This window comes from Aquirufa sp. HETE-40SA, from assembly GCF_054558635.1.
Genome location: NZ_JBPXKN010000003.1, coordinates 488,358 through 499,790, shown reverse-complemented (window position 1 = coordinate 499,790; position 11,433 = coordinate 488,358). Strand labels below are relative to the sequence as shown.

The following is an 11,433-nucleotide window of genomic DNA, read 5'->3' as shown; positions in this document are numbered from 1 at the left end:
CTTCACGTAATGCCATCAAACCTGGCATTTCTGCTTCTGCTAATTGAATTTCTTTGCGACCCCAGTCTGCTAATGCAATGTCTTTTACTTTAAATGGTACATATGTACCTGGTTGTGATGCCATTGTGTGTGTTTTTTCCTGATTATAAATTGAATGCCGTTTTAACCGCATCTACGTAGTCTAATTTCTCCCAAGTGAATAATTCCACTTCTTTGCTTACTTTTTGGCCGTTAGGACCAGTGAAGTGTTTTGTAACGATCTCGTTCTTACGTCCCATGTGACCATAAGCCGCAGTCTCCGAATAAATCGGGTTACGTAATTTCAAACGTTGCTCGATGAAGTATGGACGCATATCGAAGATAGCCTCTACTTTACGGGCGATTTCGCCGTCTGTCATATCAACTTTCGCTGTTCCGTAGGTATCTATGAACAAACCGCAAGGTTTAGCTACACCAATCGCGTAAGAAACTTGCACTAATACTTGGCCACATAAACCAGCAGCTACTAAGTTTTTCGCGATGTGACGCGTTGCATAGGCAGCAGAACGGTCTACTTTGGACGGATCCTTACCAGAGAATGCACCACCACCGTGAGCACCTTTTCCACCGTAGGTATCTACGATGATCTTGCGGCCTGTTAAACCGGTATCTCCGTGTGGACCACCGATCACGAACTTACCTGTTGGGTTAATGTGGTAGGTGATCGCATCGTTGAATAAAGCTTGCAATTCAGGCTTTAATTTAGCCTTAACGCGAGGGATTACAATCTCAACGATGTCCTTGTTGATTTTCGCTAGCATCTCAGCTTCTGACGCGAAATCATCGTGCTGTGTCGAAACAACGATCGTATCGATGCGTTGAGGTACGTGATTATCACTGTATTCGATCGTAACCTGAGATTTTGCATCAGGGCGAAGGTATCCGATTAACGATGGTTCGTTATTGCGGATAGCTGAAAGTTCTTGTAAGATTTTGTGGGCTAAGTCTAAGGCCAAAGGCATGTAGTTGTCAGTCTCCTTCGTAGCGAAACCGAACATCATTCCTTGGTCACCTGCACCTTGCTCTTCTGGATTTTTGCGATCAACTCCTTGGTTGATATCGGCTGATTGCTCGTGAATCGCTGATAAAATACCGCAAGAGTTCGCTTCAAACATATATTCTGATTTCGTATAACCAATCTTGCGAATTACTTCACGTGTGATGGCTTGCACGTCTAAATACGTTGTTGTGTTCACCTCTCCAGCTAACACGACTTGACCTGTGGTTACAAGTGTTTCGCAAGCTACTTTAGAAGTGGGGTCAAAGGCCATAAAATGGTCAATTAACGCATCAGAGATTTGATCAGCTACTTTATCTGGGTGTCCTTCAGAAACCGATTCAGAGGTGAATAGATAAGCCATAAATTTTATGAAATTTTAATTATTTCCCAAAAACTCTTCCATAGTCGCATGCCCATTAGCACTAATTCCTTTTCGTTGAACAACATTCAAAAACGTCATACATAATATTTTTATATCTAATAAGAATGAAACCTTTTCAACATATTCTACATCTAGCTTAAATTTCTCCTCCCAACTTAGAGCATTGCGACCGTTTACTTGAGCCCATCCAGTAATACCTGGCCTCACATTGTGTCTACGAGTTTGTTCTGGTGTGTAACGAGTTAAGTATTGAGTTAATAACGGCCTCGGTCCGACTAAACTCATATCACCTTTTACTACATTTATCAATTGAAGTAATTCATCAAACGATAACGCTCTTATTACTTTACCTATCTGTGTGAGTCTAACTTCATCTGGCATTAAATTCCCATGAACGTCTTTCCCATCATGCATTGTCTTAAACTTAAATATGGTAAAAGGCACGCTTAGAAACCCTGGTCTTACTTGAAAAAACAAAGCATCTCCTTTATTGACAACTAGAAGTAAGACGAAACATATTATAATTATAGGCGAAAATATGAACAACAAAACCAATGCTGCTATAAAATCTAATATCCTTTTAAAATAACTCTTATACATTAGCTATTTCGATATTTAGCAAAAATATGATCTAAACTTTCAAAGATTCTATCAAACTGTTCTTCAGTCAAATTTGAACCACTTGGTAAGCATAAACCATCTTCAAACAACTTGTTTGAAACTCCATTTAGGTAAGACTTACAATCTGCAAAAATTGGCTGCTGATGCATTGGTTTCCAAAGTGGCCTTGATTCAATATTCTTTTCTTCTAATACAAGTCTTACAATTTCACGTGTCAATCCATTATTTAATGCAGGATCTACTAAAATACAAGTTAACCAACGATTAGAGTAATATCCTGAAGGGGCTTCTTGAAATTTGATTGTAAATCCAGTGCTATTATGCTTCGAAAAATACTTTTTATATCTCTCGAAATTGTTTCTCCTTGCTTCAACTCGATCATTTAACACTTCTAGTTGCCCTCTCCCGATTCCAGCTAACACATTCGACATTCTGTAATTATAACCAATATGAGAATGCTGGTAATGAGGAGCTGAGTCTCTTGCTTGAGTAGCAAGGAAACGAGCCTTTTGAATCATTTCTGCATTTTCAGATAATAATGCTCCACCACCTGATGTTGTAATAATTTTATTCCCATTGAAACTTAACACACCAAAATCACCAAAGCTTCCACAAGGTTTATTATCTATATTAGAGCCTAATGCCTCTGCAGCATCTTCAATTACAGGAACCTCATACTCATTTGCAATTGAAAGTATTTCTTCCATTTTCGCAGGCATCCCATATAAATGAACAGCAATGATGGCCTTTGGCATTTTCCCATTCTGTTTAGCTTCTTCCAATGAAGTCCTTAACAATACAGGATCAATATTCCATGTATCAATTTCGGAATCAATAAAAATAGGGATGGCACCTTGATATGCAATTGGATTAGCTGAGGCAGAAAAAGTAATTGATTGACAAAAAACTGTATCGCCAGCTTTTACACCCAATAGAATCAATGCTAAATGTAAAGCTGAAGTTCCTGATGATAACGCTGCAGCATAACTAGACATTGTTTGAACTTGAAGTCCTTGTTCAAAAGCATTTACATGTGGTCCAAGAGGAGCAATCCAATTGGTTTGGAATGCTTCATTTACATACTTAAGTTCATTTGTAGCTATATGTGGTGAAGAAAGCCAAATTTTAGAATTCATATCAGCTATTAATTAACTTTAATTACTCTTCCAGGATTACCAACAACAGTGACATTGTCCGGAATATCATTTATAATAACTGATCCTGCTCCTACAGTTACATTTTCACCTATTTTAATTCCTTGAATAACAATTGCCCCAGCACCTATCCACGTGCCAGACCCAATAATGACGTTGCCACAAAGTGTTGCATTAGGTGAAATATGAACATGTTTTCCCAAAACACAATCATGATCAACTATCGATCCAGTATTTAATATACAATGCTCTTTAATTACTACACCACAATTAATTATGACACCAGCTTGTATTACAGTTCCTAAACCAATTTTAGAATTAATGGAAATAATTGAATTAGGGTGATATAAAGAAATATAGCTTCCTTTAGAATACTGCTTAGAAATAAATTGTCTTACCTTGTTTGACCCTATTCCTATTATTAATTTGTGATTTTTTGGAATTAGTTTCTGCCTTTTTAGAACTTCAACGTTATTAATTTTTTTAGAAATATAGTCATCCCAAAAAACAAATTTGTAACCATTAAGTTTAGCCAAATATGATAAAACAATAGCATGTTGACCTGCGCCGATAATAATTAAGGTATGAATCAAGGAGTCGAAATTTATACAATTTATTATGATAACTTATTAAAATTATTTATCATATTTAGTTATAATTTTAAAGTATTTATTCGCAAGATTATGAAGTGAAAAGGATTGCGCATATTTAAGACAGTTAAAAGATTGCCTTTTATGCAGTTCGTCATCTTTGATATAGTCAATGAATTTTCGAACATCTATTATATCTAATACAGGAGGTAAAACGTATCCAAGATTATTTTCTTGAATAAGTTTTTTTTGCCAACCACCGTAATTTATTAAAATTGGTCTGCCAGATGCTAGTGTATCGAAAAACTTATTAGCAGAATTTTTCCACAATTCTGGTATGTTACAAACAAAAGAACTACCCATTTGACAAGAATTATAAATAGAAGGTAATTCAGACTTTGAAACTTCACCATTAAAAATGATAATTTTATCTAGTAATCCTAACAATTTAGCTTGCTTTTCTAACTTTTCTCTAACTTTTCCATCACCAAAAATGTGAAATTTTACATTAGAATCTAAATCATTTATCATTAAACCTAAATCTAATAAATAATTTAAACCATTAACTTCCCCTATTGTTCCACAATAAACTATATTGAAATATCCATTACTGTTATTTAAATCAAAACTTTCAATAACATTTTGAAATCTATTTATTTCAGAGATATTTTCAATAACATTAACAGATTTATTAGTCAAAAAATCGTAATCCTTAACTATCGAACATTTCATATCTTCTGATAAGCAAACAATATCATTTGAATAATAATAAGTAAATCGTTCGAAGAGTTTTATTAAATAAATAAAAAATTTATTCTTAATAACCCCTATTGAAACTACAGCTTCAGGCCATAAATCTCTTATTTCAAAAATATATGGAATCCCAAAAAAAAATTTGTTAAGAATTGCAGGAAAAGCAACAGTTAAAGGCGTACTTGAGGCTAAAACTACGTTTGCTCTTAATTTTAAAACCCTAAAAGATGAAAATATTAAAAAATTTAAAAAAATTAAAATTCTCCTTACAAAAGAAAATTTATTATTGTAAGGCAAATAATGGTAATGTATTTCAATGCCCTCATAGTTTTCAATCACCCAGCTTTTCTTACTGTGTATAATATTATTACTAGTCGTAATAATAATAACTTTCCATCCAAATTCAATGAATTTTTTAGCAAAATCATAAGATCTCGTTCCTCCGCATTCAAAAGGTAATTTAAAATATTGATGTATATATAAGATTGTCATTTAAAATACATTCTGCGTGAAACCATGAATAGAATAAATATCATTTGAAAAAACACCCCCAAAGAAAAATATCCTCCAAAAACAAAATAGAAACATAATGTAGCCACTAAATACATTATAGCAGTTCTCAACATTAATGTCGCTCTAACTGTAAAAAAATCAATTAAATAAAAATAAAAAGAGTTAACAAATCCTACAAATACAATCCCTAAAACTCCAAAATTTCTCCAAATATCACCAATTAAAGTAACAGGAGCAACAAAAATAGAAGAATCTTCAAAAGTACCAACATATGATTTACCAAATAAAAACCCTAGCCTTGAGTATTCTAAGTATAGTTTATTCGAATCAATAGGGAATAAAGAAAATGAAAGTTTTAATGTTAAATTTGTTGGAGAAAAATAAGCACGATTAATCATAAAATCTAAGCCCGAATTAAAAATTTGTTCAAAACTAAAACCGAACTTATTGTACTGAATATACGTCATAGCTCCACCTAAAATTGGGAATACCAAAGCAAAAATTATCACTTTAAATAAATAGGAATTAAAGTTGACAGAAAAAGAATAATTATAAAAAAAAACAAGCAACAATAACATAAGTACAGGTGCCCTATCAAGGGTTTGTACAGTTGCTACTATTAAAATGAAAGTAGAAAGATTAAGTAATATTGAATTATTTAAATTATTAGTTTTTTTTAAAACTAAAAGATATACAACAATATAGGGCAAAATATTGCGTCTTATAATTTGTATAAACAAATCGGTAAATTTACTACCTTCATCCCATCCCATTGTCCTAAATTCAGCAGAATTTATCTCTGAACCTAAACTAGTAAGCTTACTAAACCCCATACCAAAAATAAATTCACGCCCTACCAGAAATCCCGATAATATAACAAAAAACCAAAAAAAAAAAAATTGTTTCTTTTTGACAATTATACTATTTTTTGAAACGTATTTATTTTTTAAGAAAATAAAATTGTGCGATTTCCATATTAAAGAATCCTTGGTAATAATTTTTAAAAAATTATACCCACTGACGAATACGATAAAATACAATAATGATAAAAAAAAATTCAATTTTACAGCGTTGGAGTATACATCATCACTTACACTTAGATATAATTCATCATTTTCTTTCCCAGATAAAAAATAAAAAATAGCAGGAGCAAGTATGAATATTACATAGACATATACTTTAATGTTAAATGCGCTTAATGTTCTGTATATCATTAACTTAATTTAGATATAGCAATTAATTTTTCATTTTTAAACTCAATATCCTCCTCTAAATACATGCCCTCTCCCCATTCATTCCATGCATTGATTAATAATAATTTTTCGCCGTCAAAATCATGGCTCGATAAAATTAAATTATTCATGCCATCAACCATTATTTCGATAGAATATCCTATAATAACTTTTGCTCTATTTTTATATCTCGGAGTGTTATCAAAATCTACAAAACCATAAGGAATTACTGGTATCTGAGATATTTCCTTTGCTAATTCATATTGAGAGAGTACGATTTGCCACAATTTACTACAATCATAAAATTTACACTTATTAAAAAACTTATCATAGATAGTATATAATATTTTTTTTATAACAATTGGAACTAAATTATGAATAATTGTAGAAATACTAAATTTGTTAAGCCCTTTCTTAATCGTATCTTTCATGGCATTAACTGGCTGTGATAAACTTAACGAATCAAACAGATAATATAAATTAGAATCCAAATTTCCATTTGTAACAATTGCTGAAATATGAATTTCTATAGAATGATTTTCAAAAAAATAATTTCTAAGATTGTTTATAAATTTGACAAGATTCGGAATATTCAGTGGTAAATAAATATGATATAATACCTTATTACCAATTTTAATGTATCTTTTATCAGTAAAATGCTTTGCTAGATATTCAAAGTAAATTTCTTGTTCCTTTAAAGAAGATTCATATTCTTGACTGATTAAAATGTCAAATGCTCCCATTCGATTAGTCCAAGATCTAGTCCATGGATGATTAGCCCAACACAAAGAATAACTGAAATCTAAATTATCATTTTCTAACAAAAAATTTAAAGGCTGAGATAATGGTGACTTACCCAAATACCAGTAATTATAAATTATGAATCCATCAATACCATTTTCTTTAGCTAATTTAAATTGTTTACGAAAAGTTTCTCCATCATCCATAAGGTCATAGTAACCATGAAAAGGAATCCGTGGCTGTCGATGATTAACAAATAATTTTTTAGCTGATTTAACATTATCCCATTCTGTAAAACCATCTCCCCACCATTTATTATTAAATGGATCATTATGAAATTGAGGTAAATAAAATGCGTATTTCTTAACTTTCATATCAATTTTTATAAACTGTAAACGCTTTTACTTCGCAATTTACAACTACTGAACCAGCAGCAATTATACATCCCTCTCTCAGAATACTATTTGCTAAAATAATTGCACCTTCGCCAATCCAAACATTATTTTCAATCAAAATTGGCCCTTTAGAAATTAATGCTCTATTTTTGGGAGAAACATCTTTGTATTGATACAGAACCTTGCCTCCATAACCATGATCATGGTCTATAATTAAAACTTTACTACCAACTAAAACATTATCACCTATTATAATCTGATTTATAACACCAATGTGCAAATGATCACCAAAACTAGTATTAAAACCAATAATCAACTTTGGAATATTTGATTTAGAATAAAAACATTCAATTCTAGCAAAAGACCCAATATTCACTTCATTATTAATTAAAATACTTTTAGTATTAATAAAACGAGCACCTCTTCCCAGATATACAAATAATCCAGAATCCTTATGGAAGGAAAAAAATAATGTATAAATAAACCCTCGGAATCTCCTTAAAAACGATTCCTTTATTCTTAAAATAAGATTGAAAAGACTTTCACCAGATAAATCTCTATTAAATATATTATTCATTCAGTTTTAATAATTTAATGATATTTTTATTATAAATGTAGTAAGCCCAAGGAAATCCGATAAAAACAGTATTAAAAAAATATGTAAAAACTAACCCGTCCAAACCATACTTATTCCCAAAAGCATAGAATCCCAAAACCATAATTATTGCTCCAAATATTGAATTTAATAAAAATGCTTCAATTTTAAATGTTCTTAATATTTGTGCCCAAAAGAAAATTAAAACATTACAAAGACCTATAAAAGAAAATAAAAATAAATATTTAACACTTAACATACGTTCAATAATATTATAGTTAAAATGTTCTAAAATATTATAAAAAATGATTAAGATAAGTGCTAAACTAAAATAAACAAATATCAAAAGTAACTTGATTTTTTTAATTTTATACTTAAATTTTGTGAACTCTCTATTTGAAATATAACTAGAAAACAAAAAAGTATATGGGCTAGCTAAACTCATGGTTAATGTAGTAATTCCAGAAAAGATAGAGATTGTAAAACCTAATTGACCAGCAACAATCGGGCCTTCGATTGCGAAAGCCAAGGGAGTAAATAATTGAAATATAAAATATCCTGAAATCCAGCTTAATGCAATTCGCCACTGGATTGGGAATAATTCATTCCAATAACTAAAATTACTTTTTTCGTATTTTTTTAACAAATTAAATAACTCACTTAAATAACCAAATTTATATAGCAAAATAATGATAATAATATTTGAAATAAAACTAGCAATACTCAAAGAGTAAAGTTTAAAGTTGTTGATTATCAAAATGAAAAATAAAAAATAAAAAATTAACTGATAATATAATCTTAATTTATTTACTTTTAAAACATACCCTAATCCTTCAATAAAATTCAATATACCCGATAAAAAAAGATTTAGTGATGAAGAAATTCCTAATGAAACAATAATAAAATTTATATCGGCTATATCCCTACTATTATGAAATTTATTAAAATAATTTATTCCACCAAAAATAAAAATAAATAAAAATAGGATTGAAAAAAATGAAAATATGTTTATTGTGATTTTAAAAATAGAGCTAATCCTTGTTAACTCATGAATCGATTTTATATTAAATATATTTTCAACTTTTGAACGTTCATGAGCAACAAACCTTAAAATTATTGGGCCTATACCTAATTCAAAAAAAATTTGAATGCCAATGATACTTATTAATGTATAATAATATCCTTGTTCAGTTTTTGAAAAGAATAATGTTATTATAAATAGGGATGATAAATTTAAAATCCCCTGGATTCCCCTAGATAAAAAATTTATTACACTTGGATTATTTAAAATTTGCTTTATCAATGGAATTATATATTGTAATAATGAATTTATAAATTGTTAATGCAGGAATAAATAATATTAGTTTTGCATAAAAAACAAAGAGAACAATTCTATAATGTTTAGTATGTCGATACAAAGATGAGTGAATATTATTAAATTGAAAGGTAAAATTCTCATTGAGAATCATTCTACAATACCAAATAAAAAGAAATTTATTTACTATTTTATATATTAAATTTAACTTAACTACATATTTCACGGTATGTTCTAAGTCATTCTTATTTATTATGTACAAAATGTTTTTTAAAAACACTTCGATTAAATCGTAACCGCCTTTTGAAGGAACTGGTATTGTTTTAAATATACATTCATTAATTACAATTATATTTTTTTTTAAATCTATGAGTCTGAGTAATACATCAAACTGTATTAGTTTTAAATGTGAGCTCCTACTAAAATCACTTAATTTCGAAAAGTCACTTTTCCAAATTCCAAATGAACCAATCCATGTGCCACTATAATATGTGTATTTTATAAAATCATTTATACTATTTATTTCCCTTTCTTTAATCTTTGAATAATTATTTGAAAAAAATAGAATATTATCTTTATTATTAAAATCTTTAATATAATTTAATAAAATCCTTAATGAATTATAATTGTGAGTTAATGTATCATTATTTAGTTTTAGAAAAGTACCATTACCATAACTAAGAACTTTTTCAAAATTTTTATCAACTAAATCAATTTTATTTTTATAATATCTTATTTTTTGGGGAAAGGATTCGATAAATTTCATGCATACTAATTCAGTTTCATCTTCAGAAGCATTATCTGAGATAACTATCTCAATTTCATTCGTTTCTATAAAAATTTTTTGAATTACTATAGAATTTAAAGTTTTATTCAAAAAATTACTTCTGTTTCTAGTTGGTATGCAAATTGACAAAAGTATTTCAGACATATTTATATTTATTCTGTTAGGAGTTTTCTATTATTAGACATTTTTTTATATGAAACCAAAAACATGTTAAATCCCACGATCATAAATAATCTTCTTCAACGATTCTACTTTTGCATAAGGAGAATCAATATGATCTATAAGAATTTTTTCATTCTTTTTCACTCCGTGCGTAAACACTTCACCATTCTTTATTTCGCGAACAGATAGTTGGCCTTTATGTAATGGTACGGCTAAATAAAAATATTCTTCAAACTCTTCATTTTTCACAACGTACCCTTTTGGAATATCTTTTTTCGCATAAATACCTCTAACCAATGCATCTAGATACTTGATTTCTCTTTCTGAATTTCTACGTTTCTGTTCAGGTGATCCACCACACATCTCTATTGCCTTATGATAGGCCTTGAACCAAATATCAATCTGTTCTGATGTAGAGTTATAGATTTGCATATCATACCCTTCCATAGGCGTGTCAACGTGTCTTTCGAATGTTCTTGCTCCTTTTGCATATGCAATTAACATTGAATTTGTCCAATCGTGATACTCGTGGGTTGACTGCCCAATAATAATTTCAGGATATCTATTCTTCAAAAAATCAATTTGGTTTAATTCTAATTCTGAATCCTCAGAAGGATAAAGTGAAACACAATGATTAAGTGCGATAGGAATATCTCTATTTAAAAAGAACGCCACAACGTCATCTTGATCTTTTAAAGAAGATCCTCCATTTGAAAGTATAACTGGTTTTTTAGTTCTAGCAATTCGTTCAAGTAATGGCCAATCATTAATGTCGGAACTTGCAACTTTAATAATTGGTAAATCGAACTCCTGGCAAAGATCTACAGATGCCTCATCAAATGGCGTAGACATTGGAATACATCCTGAACTAACAATTTTATCAACAAGTGCCTTGTACTCTTTTTTTGTTAACTTTTTCTCGGTTGTTTTCTTTATATATTTAACATCTTTGCTTCCCACATAATCAGGATGAACAAAAGTATCCATATCTCTAAATTGAAGTTTTATGGCTGCTTTGACATTATTAAATCTCACAACTTGGGAAAACTCTTCAACTTGACTCAAGCCTCTTTGTAAGTCCCCTAAATGATTGTTTGCTAATTCTAAAACGAATAACCCGTCAAAAATTTCATTTTTTGATTTTCCCATAATTT

12 protein-coding genes are annotated in these 11,433 nt (G+C 29.8%); all 12 read right to left on the bottom strand.

What is annotated here, in order from left to right:
• Positions 1-124, bottom strand: a 124-nt coding sequence (locus tag ACRZ9O_RS10235) for an adenosylhomocysteinase (protein WP_459458869.1), incomplete at its 3' end; no start/stop codon positions are given.
• Between the two features lie 19 nt (positions 125-143).
• Positions 144-1,400: a methionine adenosyltransferase gene (metK, locus tag ACRZ9O_RS10230; protein WP_459458859.1), complete on the bottom strand. Its 1,257-nt coding sequence runs from the start codon at positions 1,398-1,400 to the stop codon at positions 144-146.
• Between the two features lie 15 nt (positions 1,401-1,415).
• Complete coding sequence (locus ACRZ9O_RS10225; RefSeq protein WP_459458857.1) at positions 1,416-2,021, bottom strand: sugar transferase; 606 nt, start codon at positions 2,019-2,021, stop codon at positions 1,416-1,418.
• Positions 2,021-3,178: an aminotransferase class I/II-fold pyridoxal phosphate-dependent enzyme gene (locus ACRZ9O_RS10220; protein WP_459458855.1), complete on the bottom strand. Its 1,158-nt coding sequence runs from the start codon at positions 3,176-3,178 to the stop codon at positions 2,021-2,023. The genes ACRZ9O_RS10225 and ACRZ9O_RS10220 overlap by 1 nt, the downstream gene beginning before the upstream one ends.
• A gap of 8 nt (positions 3,179-3,186) precedes the next feature.
• Positions 3,187-3,789, bottom strand: coding sequence for an acetyltransferase (locus ACRZ9O_RS10215; RefSeq protein ID WP_459458853.1), 603 nt, complete (start codon positions 3,787-3,789; stop codon positions 3,187-3,189).
• Positions 3,790-3,831: 42 nt separating this feature from the next.
• The gene (locus ACRZ9O_RS10210) at positions 3,832-5,031 is read right to left on the bottom strand and encodes a glycosyltransferase family 4 protein (protein WP_459458851.1); all 1,200 of its coding nucleotides are present in this window, start codon (positions 5,029-5,031) and stop codon (positions 3,832-3,834) included.
• The gene (locus ACRZ9O_RS10205; protein WP_459458849.1) at positions 5,028-6,266 is read right to left on the bottom strand and encodes a hypothetical protein; all 1,239 of its coding nucleotides are present in this window, start codon (positions 6,264-6,266) and stop codon (positions 5,028-5,030) included. The genes ACRZ9O_RS10210 and ACRZ9O_RS10205 overlap by 4 nt, the downstream gene beginning before the upstream one ends.
• Positions 6,266-7,399: a glycosyltransferase WbsX family protein gene (locus ACRZ9O_RS10200; RefSeq protein ID WP_459458847.1), complete on the bottom strand. Its 1,134-nt coding sequence runs from the start codon at positions 7,397-7,399 to the stop codon at positions 6,266-6,268. The genes ACRZ9O_RS10205 and ACRZ9O_RS10200 overlap by 1 nt, the downstream gene beginning before the upstream one ends.
• A 1-nt stretch (position 7,400) precedes the next feature.
• Positions 7,401-7,997, bottom strand: coding sequence for an acyltransferase (locus tag ACRZ9O_RS10195; RefSeq protein ID WP_459458845.1), 597 nt, complete (start codon positions 7,995-7,997; stop codon positions 7,401-7,403).
• Positions 7,990-9,318 carry a hypothetical protein gene (locus ACRZ9O_RS10190; RefSeq protein ID WP_459458843.1) on the bottom strand — a complete coding sequence of 443 codons (1,329 nt, stop codon included), beginning with the start codon at positions 9,316-9,318 and terminating at the stop codon, positions 7,990-7,992. The genes ACRZ9O_RS10195 and ACRZ9O_RS10190 overlap by 8 nt, the downstream gene beginning before the upstream one ends.
• Positions 9,296-10,261, bottom strand: a complete 966-nt coding sequence (locus tag ACRZ9O_RS10185; protein WP_459458841.1) for a glycosyltransferase — start codon at positions 10,259-10,261, stop codon at positions 9,296-9,298. The genes ACRZ9O_RS10190 and ACRZ9O_RS10185 overlap by 23 nt, the downstream gene beginning before the upstream one ends.
• Positions 10,262-10,327: 66 nt before the next feature.
• Positions 10,328-11,428, bottom strand: a complete 1,101-nt coding sequence (locus ACRZ9O_RS10180) for an N-acetylneuraminate synthase family protein (protein ID WP_459458839.1) — start codon at positions 11,426-11,428, stop codon at positions 10,328-10,330.
• Positions 11,429-11,433 lie beyond the last annotated feature (5 nt).